The sequence below is a fragment of the Prosthecobacter sp. genome (genome assembly GCF_046154365.1).
Taxonomy (GTDB): domain Bacteria; phylum Verrucomicrobiota; class Verrucomicrobiia; order Verrucomicrobiales; family Verrucomicrobiaceae; genus Prosthecobacter.
Window position 1 is genome coordinate 65562 of record NZ_JBJXFV010000114.1, and the last position, 20678, is coordinate 86239.

22 protein-coding genes are annotated in these 20678 nt (G+C 60.3%); 7 read left to right on the forward strand and 15 right to left on the reverse strand.

The genetic code is table 11. The features are described 5' to 3' along the window. Positions 1-432, reverse strand: coding sequence for a hypothetical protein (locus tag ACKVY0_RS15130; RefSeq protein ID WP_409215657.1), 432 nt, complete (start codon positions 430-432; stop codon positions 1-3). 242 nt (positions 433-674) lie between these two features. On the opposite strand from ACKVY0_RS15130, the gene ACKVY0_RS15135 reads away from it, so the two are divergent. The 5 genes from ACKVY0_RS15135 to fdhF all read left to right on the forward strand — a co-directional run bounded on the left by ACKVY0_RS15135 (position 675) and on the right by fdhF (position 5600). Further along, a complete protein-coding gene (locus tag ACKVY0_RS15135) occupies positions 675-1400 on the forward strand; it encodes a hypothetical protein (RefSeq protein ID WP_409215658.1) in 726 nt (241 codons plus the stop codon). A 15-nt stretch (positions 1401-1415) separates the two neighbouring features. Then, entirely contained in the window at positions 1416-1958 is a 543-nt protein-coding gene (locus ACKVY0_RS15140; protein ID WP_409215659.1) for a hypothetical protein, read from the forward strand. Between the two features lie 101 nt (positions 1959-2059). Further along, complete coding sequence (locus ACKVY0_RS15145; RefSeq protein ID WP_409215660.1) at positions 2060-2431, forward strand: nucleotidyltransferase domain-containing protein; 372 nt, start codon at positions 2060-2062, stop codon at positions 2429-2431. Next, a complete protein-coding gene (locus tag ACKVY0_RS15150; protein ID WP_409215661.1) occupies positions 2412-2828 on the forward strand; it encodes a HEPN domain-containing protein in 417 nt (138 codons plus the stop codon). The genes ACKVY0_RS15145 and ACKVY0_RS15150 overlap by 20 nt, the downstream gene beginning before the upstream one ends. Positions 2829-2840: 12 nt before the next feature. After that, complete coding sequence (gene fdhF / locus ACKVY0_RS15155) at positions 2841-5600, forward strand: formate dehydrogenase subunit alpha (protein WP_409215662.1); 2760 nt, start codon at positions 2841-2843, stop codon at positions 5598-5600. Positions 5601-5631: 31 nt separating this feature from the next. On the opposite strand, the gene ACKVY0_RS15160 is transcribed toward fdhF, so the two are convergent. The 3 genes from ACKVY0_RS15160 to ACKVY0_RS15170 form a co-directional block, all read right to left on the reverse strand. Further along, positions 5632-5886 (reverse strand): hypothetical protein, encoded by a 255-nt coding sequence (locus tag ACKVY0_RS15160; RefSeq protein ID WP_409215663.1) that lies wholly within the window; start codon positions 5884-5886, stop codon positions 5632-5634. Continuing rightward, positions 5887-6093: a hypothetical protein gene (locus ACKVY0_RS15165; protein WP_409215664.1), complete on the reverse strand. Its 207-nt coding sequence runs from the start codon at positions 6091-6093 to the stop codon at positions 5887-5889. It lies immediately after the preceding gene. 376 nt (positions 6094-6469) lie between these two features. After that, entirely contained in the window at positions 6470-7882 is a 1413-nt protein-coding gene (locus ACKVY0_RS15170; protein ID WP_409215665.1) for a PQQ-binding-like beta-propeller repeat protein, read from the reverse strand. 64 nt (positions 7883-7946) lie between these two features. Between ACKVY0_RS15170 and ACKVY0_RS15175 the strand changes: the two genes are divergently transcribed. Continuing rightward, a complete protein-coding gene (locus tag ACKVY0_RS15175) occupies positions 7947-8690 on the forward strand; it encodes a metallophosphoesterase (RefSeq protein WP_409215666.1) in 744 nt (247 codons plus the stop codon). 7 nt (positions 8691-8697) lie between these two features. Here the strand turns inward: ACKVY0_RS15175 and ACKVY0_RS15180 are convergent, their stop codons facing one another. From ACKVY0_RS15180 to ACKVY0_RS15190, 3 genes are all read right to left on the reverse strand, one after another. Then, positions 8698-9801 carry a WD40/YVTN/BNR-like repeat-containing protein gene (locus ACKVY0_RS15180; protein WP_409215667.1) on the reverse strand — a complete coding sequence of 368 codons (1104 nt, stop codon included), beginning with the start codon at positions 9799-9801 and terminating at the stop codon, positions 8698-8700. A gap of 4 nt (positions 9802-9805) precedes the next feature. Next, positions 9806-10075, reverse strand: a complete 270-nt coding sequence (locus ACKVY0_RS15185) for a MoaD/ThiS family protein (protein WP_409215668.1) — start codon at positions 10073-10075, stop codon at positions 9806-9808. A gap of 135 nt (positions 10076-10210) precedes the next feature. Next, positions 10211-11482 (reverse strand): MFS transporter, encoded by a 1272-nt coding sequence (locus tag ACKVY0_RS15190; RefSeq protein ID WP_409215669.1) that lies wholly within the window; start codon positions 11480-11482, stop codon positions 10211-10213. Between the two features lie 93 nt (positions 11483-11575). Here ACKVY0_RS15190 and ACKVY0_RS15195 point away from each other — a divergent pair, with 93 nt between their 5' ends. Next, positions 11576-12280 carry a hypothetical protein gene (locus ACKVY0_RS15195; RefSeq protein WP_409215670.1) on the forward strand — a complete coding sequence of 235 codons (705 nt, stop codon included), beginning with the start codon at positions 11576-11578 and terminating at the stop codon, positions 12278-12280. A gap of 159 nt (positions 12281-12439) precedes the next feature. Here the strand turns inward: ACKVY0_RS15195 and ACKVY0_RS15200 are convergent, their stop codons facing one another. The 8 genes from ACKVY0_RS15200 to ACKVY0_RS15235 all read right to left on the reverse strand — a co-directional run bounded on the left by ACKVY0_RS15200 (position 12440) and on the right by ACKVY0_RS15235 (position 20500). After that, a complete protein-coding gene (locus ACKVY0_RS15200) occupies positions 12440-13711 on the reverse strand; it encodes a Gfo/Idh/MocA family protein (protein ID WP_409215671.1) in 1272 nt (423 codons plus the stop codon). Between the two features lie 116 nt (positions 13712-13827). Continuing rightward, positions 13828-14310: an SRPBCC family protein gene (locus ACKVY0_RS15205; RefSeq protein ID WP_409215672.1), complete on the reverse strand. Its 483-nt coding sequence runs from the start codon at positions 14308-14310 to the stop codon at positions 13828-13830. A 6-nt stretch (positions 14311-14316) separates the two neighbouring features. Beyond that, positions 14317-14853, reverse strand: a complete 537-nt coding sequence (locus ACKVY0_RS15210) for an SRPBCC family protein (protein ID WP_409215673.1) — start codon at positions 14851-14853, stop codon at positions 14317-14319. Between the two features lie 167 nt (positions 14854-15020). Continuing rightward, positions 15021-15905: a hypothetical protein gene (locus ACKVY0_RS15215; protein WP_409215674.1), complete on the reverse strand. Its 885-nt coding sequence runs from the start codon at positions 15903-15905 to the stop codon at positions 15021-15023. A 27-nt stretch (positions 15906-15932) separates the two neighbouring features. Next, a complete protein-coding gene (locus ACKVY0_RS15220; protein ID WP_409215675.1) occupies positions 15933-17156 on the reverse strand; it encodes a PQQ-binding-like beta-propeller repeat protein in 1224 nt (407 codons plus the stop codon). 67 nt (positions 17157-17223) lie between these two features. Next, positions 17224-18267 (reverse strand): Gfo/Idh/MocA family protein, encoded by a 1044-nt coding sequence (locus tag ACKVY0_RS15225; protein ID WP_409215676.1) that lies wholly within the window; start codon positions 18265-18267, stop codon positions 17224-17226. Positions 18268-18455: 188 nt separating this feature from the next. Then, positions 18456-19571, reverse strand: coding sequence for a zinc-binding dehydrogenase (locus ACKVY0_RS15230; protein ID WP_409215677.1), 1116 nt, complete (start codon positions 19569-19571; stop codon positions 18456-18458). 338 nt (positions 19572-19909) lie between these two features. Further along, on the reverse strand, positions 19910-20500 hold the full coding sequence (locus ACKVY0_RS15235; RefSeq protein WP_409215678.1) for a hypothetical protein: 591 nt from the start codon (positions 20498-20500) through the stop codon (positions 19910-19912). Positions 20501-20678 lie beyond the last annotated feature (178 nt).

Sequence of the window (20678 nt, forward strand, 5' to 3'; positions counted from 1 at the left end):
TTATCCCTCGAGTACACGGTACTGTAGTTCCAAATCCGCACGCAATACGCCCAAATCGTGGCACCGAAAGGCCAAATGACCGCTCAGAAGGCCCAAACCGCTGCGCAGAACGTCCAAACTGCCATGCAGAAGTCCCAAATCGACCCGCAGAAGGTCTAAATCACCACGCAGAAGGTCCAAACAGGGGCGCAGGAGTTCCAAATCGGTGCGCAGAATGTCCAAACCGCCACGCAGAACGTCCAAACCGTTCCGCAGGTCGCCCAAACCGCCACGCAGAGCGTCTAAACCGGTGCGCAGGAGTTCCAAATCGCCACGCCGAGCGTCCAAACCGTTGCGCAGATCGTCCAAACTGGTCCGCAGAACGCCCAAACCGCCACGCAGGTCGTCCAAACCGGTGCGCAGAAGTTCCAGATCGCCACACAGAACGTCCAAACCGGTGCGCAGGGTGTCCTGAGGTCGATCCAGATGGGAAGGACAAAATCATGGAGGGTGAAATCATGGGGCGCGGTGCCGGGTGGGAGAAGCTGGAACGTGATTTTACCCTGCCCATGATTTTGTCACTCTTCCCTGCCTGATCAGCGCCCGCAGGGTCACCTGGGCCTGAGGACATTTTTCGACGGGGATGAAAAAAGCTGTTGCCGAAAAGGAGGCGATTATTTTAAATTTGCGCCCTTATGAATATCGAACTCGATCTCCGTTTGAAGGCTTTTAATCGCTCCCTGGGTGTGCTCGATCTGGCTGAGCATGTGGTGCTGTGGAAGGACAAGGCACCGGTGATTTTCACCACCAAGCATGATGAGGCGACCAGCATGGCGGCGGCGCTGGAAGATGCGGCGAAAAAGCAGGAGGCCGGCCTGGGCGGTGTGGCCGATGAAAAGGACCGCGAGGAAGCCGAACTGGAGGACGCGGCCTTCGTGGTGGCGCAGGCGCTGCTGAGCTGGTTCAATGACCAGAAGCAGGAGACCGAGGCCGGTGAGGTGGACTTCGCCAAATCCTCCTGGCAGGGCCTGCGGGACCAGCAACTGCTGACCAAATCCCAGCGCGTGATCGACTTGGCGGCGACGGTGGTGGGTGGCCCGAATGCGGCGAAAGCGCTGGACTACGGCATCACCGCCGGGGCCGTGACGGAGCTGACGAAGGAGCGGAAGGACTATTGGGAGATCGTCAACGAGCCCGGCGTGGCGCAGAGCGTGCGCAAGGCGCTGACCAAGGGCTTCCGCCCGGCCTTTGCCCTAGTGGAGAAGAAGTTCAAGGAGCTCGACGGCCTGATCCTGCAATTCGGCAAGACCGCCACCGGCAAATCCATGATCGCCGCATGGAAAGATGCCCGTGTGCAGAAGGGACAGGCCAACGGCGACGAGGAGGAGAAAAAGCCTGCGGAGCCTGTGAAACCGGCGTAAGCCCGGCGGCTCACAATGAGCGCTACCCCTTTACTGCGAGCAGTCCTGCAAGCCATGCAGAAGCATGGTCTTGAGGCTATTCTCATCGGCAACGCGGGTGCGGCTATCCACGGTGCGCCGGTGACCACCATCGACTTCGATTTCATGTTTCGCGACACGCCGGTGAACATGCGCAAGCTCAAGGCCGTGGCGAAGGAACTCAAAGCGGTGATCCTGCGTCCCTACTACCCCGTTTCGAAGCTCTATCGCATGGTGGACGACGATCTGGGTCTTCAGGTGGATTTCATGCCCGTAGTCGATGGCGTGAAATCCTTTAATAGCCTGCGCTCGCGTGCGGCACGAGTCATCGTTGAAAATGCACCATTGCTGCTCGCCTCGTTGGCGGATATTGTCGCCAGCAAGCAAGCCGCCGCCCGTCCGCGTGATGTCGCCGTGATGGAGGTCCTCCAACGCACCCTGCATGAGCAAAGCCAAGCCAGTTCCGCAAAAAAACCGCCGTCCGACACGGCAGGAAGTCCTCGCCGCTCTCAAAGTCGAAAGCGACCATCACCTCACTGATCTCATCCGCCGTCGCCTCGCCATGCCCGTCGAAAAACGCATGAATTTTCTGCGCAAACGTCTCCCCGGTGGTGGATCGTGTCTCTAAACTGATTTTTCTCATGGTCACCGCCACTGACAGCACCGTCACTGCGAACTCGCTGCGCGAGAAGGCGCAGCCTGCCATCGCAGAGGCGACTCGGCGCTTGGTGGAGGAGTTTCATCCCGAGCAGGTGTGGTTGTTTGGGTCATATGCGTGGGGTGAGCCGACGCCGGATAGCGATTTGGATTTCGCGGTCGTGGTCCCTGCGAGCGAGGAGACACCCTTACGGCGTGCTCAACGAGCGCAGATGAGTGTTTTTGATATACCCATGGCGGCGGACATCCTGGTGCCAACCAAACCTGAGTTTGAGCGCTTCCGGCATGTGAAAGCGTCGCTGGGCTATAAAATTGTGCATGAGGGGAGGCTGCTCTATGGATCAGGCCACGATTGATTCTGCCCGACGTTGGCTGATCAAAGCATCTCACGATTTACTCGCTGCCGAGAGGGGTAGCGTGGGTGATGATGAGGCGCTGGACACATGCGTCTATCACTGCCAGCAAGCAGCTGAAAAGGCGCTCAAAGGCTTTCTCCTGGCCCATGCCGTGAGCTTTCCCAAGACACACAGCTTGGTTTTGCTGCTGCCGATGTGCTCAGCCGTCAATCCCAGCTTCCAACAGTGGAGAACGGAGGCCGCTCTGCTTTCGCCACTCGCATTCATGTTTCGCTACCCGGACGACTTCGCGCCGCTAAATCCTACTCGTGAAGAATTCACCGAAGCCCTCGCCGCCGCCCGTCGCATCTACAACTTCGTGCTCTCCGTCCTTCCGCCAGAAACACACCCAACTTAACGTTTAATCACCATGGTCCAAGACCTCTCCACCTTCACTGCCTTCATCGACGGCGAACCCTACCGCTTCGACTCCGACGACACCCTGCTCAACTTCATCGACCGTCACAAAGGTCGCGGCTTTGTGCCGACGCTGTGTGATGCGCCGCAACTTGAGCCGTATGGCGCCTGCCGTGTTTGCAGCGTCGAGGTCGCTTTGCAGGCCGATGGGCCGCGTCGTGTCGTGGCGAGCTGCCACACGCCTTTGGCGGCGGGCATGCATGTGTTCACCGAGTCCCCGAAGGTGCGGAAGCTGCGCAAAAACATCGTTGAGCTGGTGCTCACGGACCATCCGCTGGACTGCCTGACGTGTGAGGTGAGCGGCAACTGCGAACTGCAAACCGTGGCAGCGAAGGTGGGCATCCGGGGGGTGCGTTATCCAGCGGGGGCGAATCATCTGGATCGGCCGAAGGACCACTCGCATGCTTACATGACTTCGGAACTCGCGAAGTGCATCAACTGCTCCCGCTGCGTGCGTGCTTGTGATGAAATCCAGGGGCAGCATGTGCTCTCGATGCACGGTCGCGGCTTCAACGCGAAGATCATCAAGGGCCTCGACCAGTCCTTTGAAGACTCGGAGTGCGTGTCCTGCGGTGCCTGTGCCCAGGCTTGCCCGACCTCGGCCATCAGTGACAAGTTCTTCTCCAAATCCATCGAGGCGACGAAGAAAACGCGCACCATCTGCACCTACTGTGGCGTGGGCTGCAATCTCAATGTGGCGACAAAGGGCGACCAAGTGCTCTCCATCCAAGCGCCGGTCGATGCGGAGGTGAATCACGCCCACACCTGCCTCAAAGGCCGCTACGCCTTCAAATTCTACAATCATCGCGATCGCCTGCGCAAGCCGCTCATCAAGCAGGCGGATGGCTCCTTCAAGGAATCGACTTGGGATGAGGCGTATGATCACATCGTGGCGAATTTGACCCGCATCAAAGCGGAGCACGGTGGCAACGCGGTGGCGGGCATTTCTTCCGCACGCTGCACCAATGAGGAGAACTACCTCATGCAGAAATTCATCCGCCAAGTGATCGGCACGAACAACATCGACTGCTGTGCCCGCGTCTGCCATTCGCCGACCGCTTGGGGCATGCAGAAGAGCTTTGGCACCGGCGCAGCCACGAATTCCTACGAGGACATCGAGCACACACGCTGCGTCATGGTCATCGGCGCGAACCCGACCGAAGGACATCCCGTCACCGGCGCACGCCTGAAGCAGCATATCATGAAAGGCACGCCGCTCATCGTGATCGATCCGCGCAAGATCGAGCTCGTACCGTATGCCAAGCATCACCTCCAGCTCCGTCCCGGCACGAACGTGGCGCTGCTGAATATGTTCGCGCGTTGCATCCTCGATGCCGGCTTGGTCAAAACCGAGTTCGTGCGTAAGCGCTGCGAAAACTGGGATGAATTTGAAACCGGCCTGCGTGCGCTAGATTTGGACGAACTGGCCAAAATCACCGGCGTGGAGCTGGAAGCTGTCCGCGCCGCCGCTATCGAATACGCCAGCGCAGAGGCCGCCATGAGCTTCCATGGCCTCGGCGTCACGGAACACGAGCAGGGAGCCAAAACGGTCATGCTGATCTCGAATCTCGCCATGATGACCGGCAACATCGGTCGTCCCGGCGTCGGCGTGAATCCGCTGCGCGGTCAAAACAACGTGCAAGGAGCCGCCGACATGGGCTGCCAGCCGCATCAAGGCGCAGGCTACTATGAAATGGACGATGTCGCCGTGCAGCAGCGCTACAAAGACTTCTACGGCGTGCCCTCGCCCACTGAGCCCGGTTGGAAAATCCCGCAGATGTTTGACGCCGCCATCGCGGGCAAACTGAAGGCCCTCTGGCTCATGGGCGAAGACGTCGTGCAGACCGATCCCGACGCTCATCACGTCCGCCACGCGATGGAAAGCCTGGAGTTCCTCGTCGTGCAGGAGATCTTCATGACCGAGACTGCCAAGTACGCCAGCGTCATCCTGCCCGCGTCATCCTTCCTCGAAAAAAGCGGCACCTTCACCAATGCCGAGCGCCGTGTGCAGCGCGTGAACGCCGTGGTGAAGCCCCTCGAAGGCACCAAGCCCGACGGCGTCATCATGACCGAGATTTTGCAGCGCTTCGGCTTCCCGCAGCCCGATTACACGCCCGACGGAGCACTCGCCGAGATCGCGCAGATCGTTCCGTTCTTCAAAGGAGCCACTTGGGAGAACCTCGACATCAACGGCAAGCAATGGCCCGTCAAAGAAGGCGGCGTGGACACGCAGATCATGCACCAGGAGCAGTTCAGTCGCGGCAAAGGCCACTTTCATTACTTTGACTGGAAGGAATCCACCGAGCTCAAGACCAACGGCGCCGAATTCCCCTTCATCCTCACCACCGGCCGCATCCTGGAGCACTACAACTGCGGCACCATGACCCGCCGCACCGGGAACAGCGAGATCGTCGTGCAGGACTATCTCTCCCTCAATCCCGCCGACGCCCAGCGCAAATCCATCCGCACCGGCGACAAAGTCCGCCTCTTCAGCGCCCGTGGTGAGGTCGAACTCGAAGCCCGCGTCACCGACGAAGTGAAACCCGGCATCCTCTACACCACCTTCCACTTCCCCGACGCCATGGTGAACAACGTCACCGGCCAAGGCTGCGACGGCGACACGATGTGCCCCGAGTACAAAGTCGTGGCCGCGGATGTGGAGTTCGTCAGCGCCGGCAAGCCGAAGAAGAAGCGGATGATGGAGATGGTGTAAACCTGATGAACTTCGAGTGAGCCTGACGCCGTCATTTGGCTCGCGACACTTCCACGATTCGCAGTTCATCGACGGGACCATCGATCCAGAAGCAGACACGCCATTTGTTGAACTTGGCACGTTGGATCAGGCGTCCGTCTGTGGCGCGGATTTGATCTTCGACACCCGTAAGCGGGTACTCGGCCAGCTTCTCGAAGATGGCGATGATTTCGCGCCGGGATCGTGCCGGCAGTCGCCAGAGAGACTCGGCGAGATCGCTGTCGAGGATGACCTTGTAGGGCTTCACTCAGCGCTCCTCAGCTTCGAGCTGCTGGTGCTTTTCTTTGAAGGCATCCAGCGAAATGGAGCGGCCTGCATCCATGGCCCGCATCCGTTGGGAGAGCAGCATGCGATGCTCATCTTCCGTTTCGAGGGCGGTGAGGTAGCGCGTCAGTTCGATCCGCTCCGCGAGTGGCAGCAGCGTGGCTTGGGCCTGGATTTCAGTGTAGCTCATGCGCGAATTGTATTCGGAGGGCTGGGCACCGCAAGTGTTCCGTAGGCATGTGTTCCGGCGGGTGATTGTGTCCGTAATGATTCTGTCATTGGCTTGTACAGTCATGAGGGACACAATCATGAAGAGCTGGTGACACGGATTCAATCAACACCGCAGAGATTGGAACGCCGCAAAGGGTTTGATTAAATGATTCAGAACTCTGCGGCGTTCCTGCCTCTGCGGTATTAATCCGTGTTCCTCGAACCTGCGGAAAGATTCTGTGGGCTGGAGCACTGCGGAAGATCACGCGGCGCATTCGCCAGAATGCGAGCATCACTCAAAGTTCTGGCGAACGTGTCTCTAGCTTGCATTGATCCGTTCGACTGCATGGTTTCGACTACGGTCCGCTTTTGAACGCGAACAGCTTCGTCGCCGTGCGCACCAGCAGCGTGTCACCAGCGATGGCGGGCGTGGCGGCGATGCTTTCTTTGAAGTCGCTGTTCCACACCACGTTGAGTTTGTCGCCAGTGGCGAGTGTCGTGGCTTTGCCGGCGAGGTTGACGAGGTAGATGTGGCCGTTTGCGGCCACGGGCGAGGCGTAATAGGAGCCGCTGGTGCCGATGCGTTCCTGCTCATACTTGGCAACACCAGTTTTGGCATCAAAGCTCGAAGCGAGGCCGCCGTCCTTCACGATGAAGAGGCTGCCGCGATACAGCAACGCGCTCGGCACATAGGGCAGGCCTTTTTTCTTTTCCCAGGCGATGTGCGAGGCCGTGATGTCGCCGCTGCCGCCGGGTTTTACGGCGATCAGGCGGTTGGTGCCGCTTTTGAGATACGCCACCAGCGCGTCCCACTCCGACTGCGTGATGAAGCCGTCCTTGTCGGTGTCATTGGGGCGGAAGAAGCCTTTGAGGAAAGTTTTCTCGGATTCCTGCTCCGAGATTTTGCCGTCTCGATCCGCGTCCGCCGCCAGCAGTTGTTTGAACTCCGGCATCGGCGCGTCTTCGCCTGCGGGTGACCAACCGGCGAAGAACAACATGCCATCACCCGCCACCGCCGAGCCACAGTTCACGGCGGGCAGGTCGCGCACCAGCCAGCGTTCCGAGCCGCTGGCCAGATCATAGGCCTTCATCGCCAGTCCGCCGGGGGCGATGAGTTCCTTCACGTCGTCATGCTCCCAAACGATCGGCGTCGAGTAACCGGTGGCCATGCCTGGACGTGCCGTCTTCCATAGCGGCTGCCCTGTTTTCACATCCAGCGCCAGCACGGTGGAATCTTGCCGCAAATCACGCACCAGGATGACCTTGCCATCCGCAATGATCGGCGAGGTGCCGCTGCCGAAGTCGTTGTTCGTCTCCGCGATGGGCAGCGTGTGCCGCCATAGCTCCTTGCCATCAAAATCATACGCGATGAGCCCGCAGGAGCCGAAGTACACCACCACACGCTCGCCATCCGTCGCTGCGGTGGATGCAGCGGGACTGCCCTGGCCGGCGAGAAAGGCCTCGATTTTCTCCGTGCCCGCATCACGCCGCCACAGCTCGCTTCCAGTCGTCAGGTCGTAGCAAAGTGTCCACAGCTTGCCAGCATCGAACGCGGTGAGAAACACCCGCTCGCCCCACACGCAGGGCGATGAAGGGCCCGCAGGCACCTTGACCTGCCAGCGCACATTTTTCTGCGGCCCGAACTCCACTGGCGGCATACCTGCTTCAGACACGCCGGAGCCATTCGGCCCGCGAAAGCGCGGCCAGTTGGAGTCGGCGGCATGCAGTGAAAAGGAGAAGAGCAGGGCGGTGGTGAGGCAAACTTTCATCGTGGTCGCGTATAGCGAGGACGGCGCCACTTGCGAAGCGAGAATTCAAATGGCAGTGAGGCACATGCCTGCCCGCATCCTCATCGCCACCGATCTCCATCAGCGGGCGGTGCTTTATGAGTCTTTGACGCGCCTCTCAGCCGAGACAAAGCCAGACGCGATCATCCTCGGTGGCGATTTCCTGCACGGCACCGGCCTGCTGCCGTACGGTCGCACGCGGCAGCTCACGCCGACGCAGTGTGCGGTCGAATTGCATGCCATCACGGTGCCGATCCTCTTCGTGCGCGGCAATCATGAGGATGAAAACTGGTTCGAGTTCCGTGATGCATGGAAGTCACTGCATGGCAGCGCTCCGCATCGCCTCAACGGCAGCTTTGCCATGATCGGTGATGTCGGCGTCGTGGGCTTTCCGTGTGCGATGGGGCAGGAGGAGGCGTTCAGTGAAGGCCAGCCGCTCGGTGGCGAGCATTATGAGTATTGGTTCAAATACCTGCTGGAAGATCACGGTAAGGCTGCACGGCAACTCTGGATCATGCACGAGCCACCTACCGGCACGCGACTCTCCTCGCCCGGCTCCGTGGTGGAAGGGCATCCGTGGTGGCGTGATGCCATCGAGGAGCATCAGCCCAAACTCGTCGTCTGCGGCCACGATCACTTCACGCCGATCAAAAATGACGTGTGGCAAGATCAAATCGGCCCCACCACGGTCATCAACGTCGGCCAGCACATGGACGGGCCGCTGCATGCGACGTTGATCGCACATTTGGCAACCGATGGACTTCGATTTGATCGAATGGTGCTGGTTTGAGCCGACTTCAACCAAACCGCACGCAGTAAACCGGCGGCAGGTCGGCGCTGAGCCGCTGCCAGTGGTCACCGCCATCTTCGCTGAGCCACACCGAGCCGGTGGTGCTGCCAAAGGCCAGCGTGCGGCCATCACTGGTCACGTCGAGGCAATGGCGATAGACGAGATGGTAGGCATGCTGCTGTGGCAGGCCGTTGCGCAATGCTTCGAAGGTCTTGCCGCCATCGCGGGTGCGCATGACGCACAGCGAGGCGTCCACCGGCACGCGCAGATCATCGTTGGCACCAGGGACAAACCACGCGGTGAGTGGATCCTGCGGATGCACGGCCACGGCGAAGCCGAAATCGGAGGGATTCGCCGTGGTGATGCGCTCCCAGGTCTTCGCGGCATCGGTGCTGCGAAAGATGCCGTTGTGATGCTGCATCCAGACGTGATCGGGATTTGCCGCACTGCACGCGATACGGTGCGCGTCCTGGATGTTCGGGTTTTCTTGCTCACCCGGCGGCATGAAATCGGCCACGAGACCTTTGCCGAGCAGATGCCAGGAACCGCCGCCATCACGAGTGTCCCACACCCCACCGCAAGAGATGGCGAGCGTCACATGACGGCTGTCACGCGGATCGACGCAGATGGAATGGATGCCCGGCCAGTCCATGCCGCCGCCGAACCATGCTTTCCTCTCTGGGCGGTTCCACAAGTCCGCCACGATTTGCCAGCTTGCGCCACCGTCGGTGGATTTGAACAACGCTCCCGGCACCGTGCCGCACCACAGCACGCCGGGTTCATCGCTCCCGCCAGCCTCCAGCGCCCAAATTTTCTCCAAACTCTGCGGAATCGGCTTCTGGCTCATGGCGCAGATCACCGGTTCCTCGCCGTTTGGATAAACCGGCACCGCGATCTCGTTCCAGGTCGCTCCATCATCGCCCGAAGCGTGCAGTTTGCCGCCATAGTGCCCATGTTCGACCGCTGCGAACAATCGCCCATCCCGCGCGTCCGGCAGCAGCATCGGCACTGGCACGCCGAGGAACGAGGTGCGCGTGATTTCCCAGCCGTTCGAGCCGCGCTCGACTTGAATCAGCCCCTTGCGTGTACCGAGATACAATTTCGTGCTCATGATTTCATCCTCCTGAAAGTGCCTGCATGACAAAGATCTCCGACGCGGGTCTCACCGCGTCTGAAAGCCGCATACGATCCGAAATCACCGTGCCATCCACAAACACGACGACATGCTTCCGCACCGCGCCCTGGTCATCCAGCACATAACTGCGCAGGGCTGGATGCAGCGCAAACACCGCGTCCAAACACTCGCGCACCGTCTCGCCTGCGACCTCACAGGTCGGTGCCGCTGTCTGTCGGGCGAGGTTCGCGGTGAATTGGACTATGGGCATGAGGTGCTGCGCAAATGACGAATGACGAGCCGAGCAAAGCGAGACAGACAGCCAAAGGTTGCCCGCAGGGTGAGCACAGCGAATCAAATCAGAATGACGAATGAAAGCCGGAGCCGCAATGCTGAAAATCTTGTTTCAGGCATCTGGCAAATCCTGTCCCTTCGTCTCTGGTAGGAAAGACAGCACGGCGATTCCGATCACAAACAGGCCAGAGAGCATGGTGATCGCCACAGGTAGATCGAATGCGGCTTTGAGCTTGCCGGAGGTGAACAAGATCGGCGCGGCGAGCAGGCGACCGGTGTTGAAGCAGAAGCTGGCCCCGGTGGCCCGCAGATGATCGGGGAACAGTTCCGGGAAATACACGGCGAAGCCGGCGTGGATGCTCAGCGTGACGAATCCCATCACCGGCAGCGCCAGGAGCATCTGCCAGTGCGTTTGCGGCAGGAAGCAGACGATGGGGATCACGATGAGCGACAGCACCTGCATGAGATAAAAGGTGCGCTTGCGACCGATGCGCTCGCAGATCGGTCCGAAGGCCAGCATGCCCAAGCCGCCGCCGGTGGCCTGCACGATGCCATAGGCAAACTTCGCCTCCGTCTCGATGTCGGCTTTGTCCCAACCGAGTTTGGTCAGCAGATGGCTCATCAAATCCTGCCCGGCCACGGTGACGCCCCAAAAGGTGCCGAGACCGACAGCGGCGAGCGTCATGCCGCACAACGCACGCAATCGCCATGTCGGGTGGCTGAACAATTCACGAAAACTGCCCACGCGATCACCCATGGTTTTCTGCGCCGCTTGCAGGCGCTCCGGCTCCTTGATCGAGGCCCGCACCCAGAGTGTGAGCAGCGCCGGAATCACCCCAATGAGATAGCCATAGCGCCAGTTTGCGCCCACCCACATGCCCGTGATGCCTGCCATCCACGTTGCGAGCACGCTGGTGGAATGGAAGATGCCGGAAGCACGCGCCCGGGCCTCTTTGGGAAACACTTCGGCCACCAGCGCTGCCGCCACGGCCCATTCGCCGCCCACTCCCATGGCCACGAGGAAGCGCAGCATGCAGACATGCCACAGGTCCGTCGCGAAGTAGGTCAGGCCGGAAAAGATCGAGTAGAACAGGATCGTGACGATCATCGTCGGACTGCGGCCCCAGCGATCCGCCAGCATGCCAAAAATCCAGCCACCGAGCGTGCCGCCCACAAGGAAGAAGCCGAGGACGATGTCACCCCATTCCTTCACGCCCGCCGAATCTGGTGCCTGATGTAAAATCTCTGCCAGCATCGCCTTGCGTGTGATGTTGAAGATCTGGCCTTCAAACGCATCGAACACCCAGCCGAGCGACGCGACGATGAGCACGAGCCATTGGTAGCGGGTGACGGCGGAGTACCATTTGGCGGGAGTGGAGTTCATCAGGCTGGAGAAAAAGAATGACGCGAGAGCAAATCCGAATGACGAAGGAATGTCGAAACCAGAACGCCGAAAAAGAGCCGCTTTCTCCTGCCCATGTCTTCACCCGCCTTTTTGTCCGAACCTCGCGTCAGCGTGGTCGGCAGTTTTGCGGAACTCATCGCCACCCCTTTCAGTGATGGGGTGAACGCCTTGTGCTGGCCGCGCACGCTGGTCGGCGATTTCGCTGAGGTCGTGGCTAGGCTCGGCCTGGGGCAGGGGATCACGACTCTCGATGCCGGCATGCTGCGCGCACTGCCGCTGAGCGCTGCGGGCAAGGCCGCCGTCGAGGCGATGCTCGCGGATCATCACCTGCTCACCGAGCAAGGCCTCGAGCCCGTGCTGAATGGCATCAACGGCTATGTGCAGCCCGAGGAAACCGGCCCGGTGCGCACGGATGTCTGCTCCTTCCATGTCGATAGTGCCACCGCCGAGGTGGATACCTGGCTCTGCACCTACCACGGGGCTTCTTCCGAGGGTTTGCCCAATGAACAAGCCATCCGCCGCGTCGATGTGCCGGGGACGCGGGCGTTGCTCCTCAAAGTGTACGGCGGTGCCGATGACGAAGGCTTCCATGAATGGATGAACGACCACTATTACGACCTGCACTACGCCCCGCTCCCCGACGCGAAGCCCTACTCCTTCGGCATCGGCTGCCTCTGGCGCGTCGCCACGCTGCATGATGGCTGCCCCGTGCCGCCGTGCATTCATCGTGCGCCTGATCCGGTGCGGGGGCAGCAGCGCTTGCTGCTCATCAGTTAGGCTGCATTTTCACACGCCTTTGTGAATGTGTACCGCGTGCCGGCCGCCTTTGTTGTAGCTCGGTATTCCAATACCGAGTCGGTGCCGTCGCGGAATCGGAATTCCGCGCTACAACCCCGCGCCGCAGCAGACTTCATGTGAGAAGTCCAGGTTTTGGCTTCAAAGCGGCAGTGTCGTCCCCGGAATCGCCACGGGATACCAGCCTTCGTTATCGGGTTTCACGGGCGGCTCGGTGTTCCAGGTGAGGTTGTCGGGCACGAGCATCTCTTGCGAGTTCAGCGCCTGCTCCCAGGTGATGACCTGGCCCGTGTAGGTGGCCATGCGGCCCATGACGCCCATCAGCGTGCTGTGCGCGGCGTAATCGGCGTCGTTGCGGACTTTGCCGGTGCGGATGTTTTCAAACAAGGCGTCGTGTTCGAGCTGATACGGGTCTTCTTTGTTGCGCGTGCGTTTGCCGCCCGGTGGCTGACCGTTGAGGAGGAATTTGCCGCCGTTGGCGAGATCTGCCGCGCCTTTCGCGCCGTGGAAGTGCTCGCTCACCTCACGCGCACACTTGCCGCCGATCTGACAGCATTGGCTGAGGATGCGCATGCCGCTTTCGTATTCAAACTCGACGGTGTGGTGGTCGAAGATGGTGCCGTTCTCCTTCGCACGACGCACCTGACGGCCGCCCTGGCCGACAGCACGCACGGGCATCACGCCCTGCATCACCCAGTTCGCCACATCCAGATTGTGACAGTGCTGCTCCAGGATGTGATCCCCGCTCATCCAGGTGAAGAAGTACCAATTCCGAATCTGATAGTGCAGCTCGCTTTCGTCCGGCAGACGTGGGAAGCCAGGACGCGAGGTGCCATTCCAATACACGCGGCCATAGACGAGATCACCGATCTCACCGGCGTGGATGCGCTGGATCATGTCGATATAACTCGGCTGGTAGCGACGCTGAAAGCCCACGCATACATTCAGCTTCTTCGTTTTCGCCTCCGCCGAGGCCGCCAGAACACGCCGCACTCCTGCGGCATCCACCGCGACCGGTTTCTCCATGAACACATGCTTTCCGGCCTTGATCGCCTGCTCAAAGAGAAATGGCCTCGGTCCCGGCGGTGTGGTGATGAGCACCACATCCGCCAGCGCAAAAGCCTTCTGCCAGTCCTCGAAGTTCGTGAATACCTGATCCGGCGGTACATCGACTTGGCCCTCATGCTTCGCCTTCAGAATATCCAGCGTCGCCTGCGCCTTGCCTTCGAGCGGATCGACGACAGCCACCAGCTTGATTGTAGAACCCGCGCTCAGCGCCTGATTGCACGCCCCGGTGCCACGTCCGCCGCAACCGATGAGCGCGATCTTTATGTCGTTGTCCGTTGGGGCCGCAAACGCATGCGTGGCGGCGGTGAGGGCGGTGGTGGTGAGGAAGGTGCGGCGGGTGGGCATGTTTCCTCAACCGCAACCTTCCCCTGCATATTTCAGGCAGAAACGAGTGCGCTCCAGGCTTGTCGGCCAGACCAGCGCAGGCAGATGACGAATAGAATGAGTGAGATGGCGTTAGCTTAGCTGACGAGTTCGACGAGTTGATCGAACGCCTTACCCCAGCCTTCCATGAAGCCCATGGCGGCGTGTTTTTCGCAGGCTTCCTGGGTCCAGTGCATGGCACGGGCGGTGTAGCGGGTGTTGCCACTGGGCAGCATTTCCCAGGTGAGCACGGCGGTGAAGAAGGGATTCGGGTTGGGCTCCCAGTTTGGCAGGTAGCCGTCGGTGAAGACGAGTTTTTCGTTCGGCACGATTTCGAGGAAGACACCGACATTCGGGAATTCCTCGCCATCAGGGCTGCGCATGATCGTTTTGCAAGTGCCACCGGGGCGGAGGTTGATCTCACATGAAGTCGTGATCCACGGCTTCGGCGTGAACCACTGCATGAGCAGTTCCGGCTGCGTCCAGCCGGCGTAGAGTTTTTCACGCGGCACGTCGGTTTCGCGGACGAGGATGAGTTCGCGCTCGGACAAGGGGGATTCGATGAGAGATGGAAGGGGCATGACAAATCAGGGCTTCGGTGCGGCGGCGACCTTGCCAAGATTCGCGAGACCTTCGCTGAACTGGTCGCCGCACATCTTTTCGCAGTCCATGAAGAGGCCCATGACTTTGCCGAGGAAGGGCTTCTTGCTCTGCATGGCCCAGGTGACCTTGGTGCCGCTGCCTTCGGGTGCGAAGGTGAATTCTACATCGCTGCTGCCTGCAAATGGGCGCACGAACTCCAGTTTCATGCCGATTTTGGTGCTGGGCTCGCTCAGGATGAGACGTGTGTTGCCTTCGCCGACTTCGTTGTTGCCGGACCACTTGTAGATCGCGCCGACACCTTCCGGCGGGCCTTCGAGAGTCTTTTTCATGTTGGGATCGAGCTTCGACCAAGGCGACCACGCATCCCATTGGCGGAAGTCGTTCACGACTTTGAAGGTCGCATCAGGGGCAGCGGCGATGGTGGCGGAGCGGGTGACGTTCATGTCATCGGACTGGAAGGAGGCGACGACGAGGATGATGGCGATGACGGCGACGAGGCCGAGGAGCAGTTTCTTGATCATAGTGGTGTTGCGTTGGGTATTATGGGTGAGGGAAATGCGTGATGCGTTGTCAAACTGACCGTCCATGTAGCTGCGCGCCAGCCTGAATGCGTGACAAATCATTTTCTGCGACCAGAAGTTAAGTCATCGGGCATGGCTTCTGCCGATGGTTGTCGTAGCCGACGAACTCACTTGGCTGCCGTCGGCTTCATCACGCCCGCCAGCGGATGGGTGCTCACCGTGTCCCAGGCGATTTGTTGGAGCAGGGTGTTGAGCTTCGCCTGGTCCTCGGCGCTCATGTCTTTGAGCAGCTTGAAAGCGCTGGGTACGGGAAGTCCGGCCGGGCTGCGGCGGTAGATGGTGGCGAAGTGGCAGTAGCTGGAGAGGATTTGCAGCGGCGGGTTGGCGTGGCCCCAGTTGTCGCGGAAGAGATCGGCTTGTGCTTTGAGGCCGGGGGCTTCGCCTTTGACGATTTTTTCGCGCAGGGTCACCGCTGCCAAGCCGACGGGCACGATGACGACAGCGTCCTTGCCGAGGCGTTGATTGATGCCTTTGACATAGTCTTCGATGTCCTTCGCGTAGCGCGTGGTGGCATCGCGCAGCTTGACGAGGTCGGTGGCGTTGTGATCGACCTTCTTCTTGGTTTGCAGCGGATACACGGGTTCATACTCGTCATTCGGCATCCAGTATTCCTGTACGGCGATGCGTAGCGCGGGATTGTGTTCGATGCCGAGCTTCACGAACTGCTCGATGGCCTCGTCAGGCAGCCAGATCGGCGAAAGCGTGAGCACATCGGCCTTCGCAGCCTTCAGCGCCTGTTTGGCCGCGCTTTTGTCCTCTGGCACGTCCCAATGCTTCTGCAATGTGGAGCCGCCGATGCTCGAAAGGCCAGCGAGTTGGTGCTTGAGGCCTGCTGCGAGCGCCATCTCAGCGACCTGACGATAGGTGAAGATATGGAAGCTGTGTCCGCAGGTGGCGATACGCTGCCCGACGCTGATCGGCGGCTGCAAATCATCTGCGCGGGCGATCTGGCTGGTGAAACAAAGGGCGGCGAGGAGGAGAGTGGTTCTCATGTGGTGATAACGCTGCATCAGGGCCGTTCACTCGCCCACACACCACAGATATTCCTGCCGTGTCGGGCGGGCTTTCGCGGAGCGGAGGTAGATGCGGTTGTCGCAGATGGCGGGGGTGCTGAAGGACTCGTCGCCGAGCGGATTTTGCGCGAGCAGGGTGAACTTCTCCGGCGTGGCCTCGAAGACGGAGGTGATGCCGCCTTTGCTCGTCACGTAAATGCGTGAGTCGGCCATGACAGGCGAACCGTAGAATTCGCGGTCCACTTTCTCCGACCACAACTCTTCGCCAGTGGCGGACTTCCAGCAGGCAGCACGGCCGGCATCACCGACGGCGAAGACGTGGCCGTTCTTGACGAGCATGGAGGGCACGTAAGTCTGCGTGACGTTTTCCCACGCGATCTTGCCGCTGCCGTCGGCTTCGAGGGCCATGGTGTGGCGCTTTGGATAACCGCCGCCGAGGAAAACGCGGCTGCCATCGGTAACGGCGGTGACGACGGTCTCCTCGGTGCTGCCATCGATGCTCCAGAGCTTCGTGCCGGTGAGAGGATCAAAGCTTTCCACCTTGTTGCAGCCTGCGAGCACGGCCTGCGTCTTGCCAGCGGCGGTGAGGACGGCGGGTGTGGCGTAGTTTGCCACGGGCGGGCGATCCTGCTGCCAGACGACATCGCCGGTGAGTTTGTTGAGGCCAGTCATCTTGCCGCCGCCGCGATGATCGGCCGACACGAGCACGATGTTTTGATAAACCACTGGCGACGAGCCAAAGCCCTGATGCACCTGGAAATCACACACGCGGCGCTGCCAGAGCTGCTTGCCCTTCAAATCGAGCGCGGTGGTGAAGATGGCGCCGTTGTTGAGGAAGTTGACGAACAGCCGCTCGCCATCGCTCACGACGTCGGATGAGGCCTGCGAGGAGATTTTGTGGCCCTTCGTGTTGAGATTGCCGCGATGCACCACGCTCTCCCAGAGCTGCTTGCCCGTGGCACGATCAAAGCAGAGCACGAGTTGCTCCTCCGTCTCCACATCTGCCGTCGCCAGCAGCACCTGACTGCCCACCACGATCGGCGAACCATGCCCGCGACCACGCACTTCGGCCTTCCAGAGGACGTTTGCGCTTTCGCTCCACTTCACCGGCAGTTTTTGGCCCGCTGCCGCATGACCATCCATCGTCGGTCCACGCCAAGCGGGCCAGTCGGCGGCGAGAATGGGGGTGGCGACGAGTGCGGCGGCGAAAAGCAGAGTGCGGGTGTTCATGAAGGTCGTTGATTACGCGAGGTGGCGCGGAGCGCTGTCATCAAAGAGATGACAGCAGCTTCATGCGTCAGAATTTCAACAACTCGCCCACCGGCAGCGGCTTGCCTTGGCGGATGGATTCTTCGGCAACGAGGCACAATCCGGCAGACCAGAGGCCGTCGAGGCCGGTGGCGGCGGGTGGCTTGCCGCTGCGCACCATTTCGACGCACTGGGCGATTTCTTCGCGGAGTTCGAAGACTTCGCCGCTGTGTTTTTCGAGCTTCACGGTTTCAAGCTGCTCGCCGTCGAAGACTTTGAGAAAGTATTCGGGTTCCAGGGTGCGGTCGAGTGCGCCGCTCCATGCCGCCCACAGCGCGCCCTTAGTGCCGCTGACCTTCACCGTTTGATGATGCTCAAAGGCGGCGAGCGTTTGCGACACGACGGCGTAGCTGCCGTTGGCGTATTTGAACATGGCGCTGAAGTTGTCGAACAGGGTGGGGCGCTGCGGATCGCGCGAGTTGGCGTAGGCGTGGAGTTCGACAGGATCGCCGCTGCTAGCGAGATACCAGCGGGCGAGGTCGAAGAAGTGGATCGGCTCCTCCAGCACCCACGAGCCGACACGGCTCTGATCGTAACGCCAGCCTGATGCGCCGAGGCGGTAAGGCTTGCGCGAAAGTTCGACGAGGACGTACTGCGGATCGCCGATGGTGCCGGCGTCGATGATTTCCTTGATGCGGCCCCACTGGCTGGAGAGGCGCAGCTCATGTCCGACCGCGAGATGCACGCCGTGTTGCTGCGCTCCGGCGACGATGGCTTTGCAATCATCGAGCGTGATGGCCATCGGCTTCTCCAGCAGCACATGCTTGCCCTTTTGCATCGCCGCGAGCGCGATTTCGCGATGCGTGTGGCTCGGCGTGACAATGTCGATGAGGTCAAACTCAGCCTGCGCGATCATGTCGAGGCTGTCGGCGAAAATTTGGGCCTCGGGATAGAGCTTGCGGGCTTCTGCGCGTGATGCTTCAGAAGGTGCCGTGATGGCGACGAGCTTGGCGTCGGGGTTTCCAACGATGGATTGAGCGTGAAATTTGCCCCAGGCACCGAAACCGGCGAGGGCGAAGCGAACGGGTGGCATAGGCGGGGAGCTAAAAATCAGAAATCACTTCCGCACAGTGGGCGGGCGGACTCCTGAGCGTGAAGAGGCAGGATGCATGGAGCAAGGCGCAGGGCGCAGAGACTGGCTTTCATGGTGCTTTGGGAGAGCTTTAGCTCGTTCATGTCGCTGTGAGTGTCGGGAGGAACGAGCTGAAGCTCATGACCACGTTACTCAAACACGATCAAGCTGCGTGCAACCTCGCCGCGTTGGAGCGCATCATAGGCTTCGTTGATGCCTTCGAGCGGGTAGCGCTTGGTGACGAGTTCATCGAGCATCAGGCGGCCGTACTGATGCATGCCGATGAGCAGCAGCAGGTCGGTGCGGGGTTGGGTGCTGCCGTAAAGGCTGCCGCGCAGGGTTTTCTCGGCATAGACGAGCTGGTTGACGTTGATGGAGGCACGATCCGCTGCGCTGGTGATGCCCACCATCACGCACATGCCGCCCTTCTTCGTGGCATCGAAGGCCTGTTCGGCGGTTTTGCCGGAACCGTAGGCTTCAAAGGCATAATCCACGCCTTTGCCGTCGGTGAGGTCTTTGATGGCCTGCACGGGATCACCGGCGTTCACATCGACGTAATCCGTGGCACCGAACTGGCGTGCATCGGCCTCCTTGCGGGTAAATTTGTCCACGGCGATGATCTGCCGCGCTCCGGCCATACGAGCGCCTTGAATGACGTTCAAACCGATGCCACCGCAGCCGATCACGGCCACGGTGCTGTTCGGCTGCACCTTGGCGGCACGTTCGACCGCACCTATGCCAGTGATGACACCGCAGCCGATCAGTGCGGCCTTCTCGAAGGAAAACTCGCGCGGAATCTTCACCACCGAGGCTTCCGGCATCGTCGAGAGCGAGGAGAAGGCCGAAACGCCTGCGTAATGCCGGATGCTATCGCCCGCCGCGTTTTGAAAGCGTGTCGTGCCGTCGGGCATCAGGCCGGTGAAACGCATCGCCGTGCCCATGTCACACAGCGCGGGGCGGCCGCTGCTGCAATACTCGCATTTCCCGCACGATCCCCGCCAGACGAGGATCACATGGTCGCCGATCTCCACGGCGGTCACGCCTTCGCCCACCGCTTCGATCACGCCGCTGCCTTCGTGACCGAGAATGATCGGCATCGGCATGGAAAGATCACCCTTCATCACATGCAGATCGCTGTGGCACACGCCCGCCGCTTTCATCCGCACCGTGACCTCGCCTTTCTGCGGCGGCAGCACGCGCACCTGCTCGATGCTCAGGGGCTTCTGCGCTTCATACAAAACGGCGGCGGGGGCGAGTGTGGACATGGGACGGGATGAGAGAGCATCCACACGCACGGGCAAGCGATTCATGCGCGCAGGGTGATAATAGCGGCGCAAACGTTCTCGCCAAAGCCTGCTCTCAGCAAACGCAAGGGCAGGCGTGCCGTTCGTAGCCGGGAAGAAAACGGTGGCCCAGCCTTCGCTCTCCGAGCTACGGAGGGCATTCTTCGCCTCCTAAGGCGGCGAAGAATGGCGGACAGGGAGGGAGAATCACCCAAAAAGCGCCATTCATTGTGTATCAAGGGATTCCAGAGAGGACATCCTGCCGCAGTGTGACGCTTTGGTGTGACAGTGCAACCAGATTCAAGCCGCGCTCGCTCCAATCATTCACGCAAACGGGCAGGCGGCTTGTTTGCTGATTTAGCATTCGTGCCAGAAGGGAGGTTTTTCATGGCTGCTTCTGCTGCCTCTTTTTCTTGCTGCTGCTTTTCCAAGATGAAGGCACCAAGTTTTTCAGTGAGTCTTCTGACTCCCGCTTGTTTGCGCATTCGCCGAAGCACTTCGTAATCCCCTTCGGGAATTGCCGTCGCGAGATTTCCACCCGGCCTCTTGTGTTCGATTTGCTCTCTGCCGAATTCGTCGGGGAATCGCCTCTCTAGCATCCACGCTGCGGCCCGCCAGTCTCGCGATGCTGCTTGATGGATGTAGGAGAGATTCACTTGCATGGCGACAGCTTGAGAGCGGCGCAATAGCTGGCAAAACTGGCGATACTCAGGAGGGGCGCATTCAACCTCTCCCCGGTTTCGCCAGTGGTTCAGCGTGTCGTATGAAATGCCTGCGATTTCTGCGGCCTGCTTGAGTGGCATTCCTTCCTTTATTGCGCTCAAGAGCACAGCCTGCCGCGCTGGATTCAAAAGCGTAGGTCTGCCGGGCTTCTTGGGAAGCGTGACTTGGATGAACACGGGCTTGGGCATCGTGGCGGGTGGCTAAGTTTTTCTTCTCTGCTCCGCATTCGTTCCCGCTCTGGTTTGAACGCTCTGGCGAGCCTTTTTCAAATGGCAAATGAGACACAATGCGGCGCGAACGACAGCGGGACACAACCCGAAACAACCACACGCAAGGCAAAGCCTTGGCACACATTACCATAGCAGA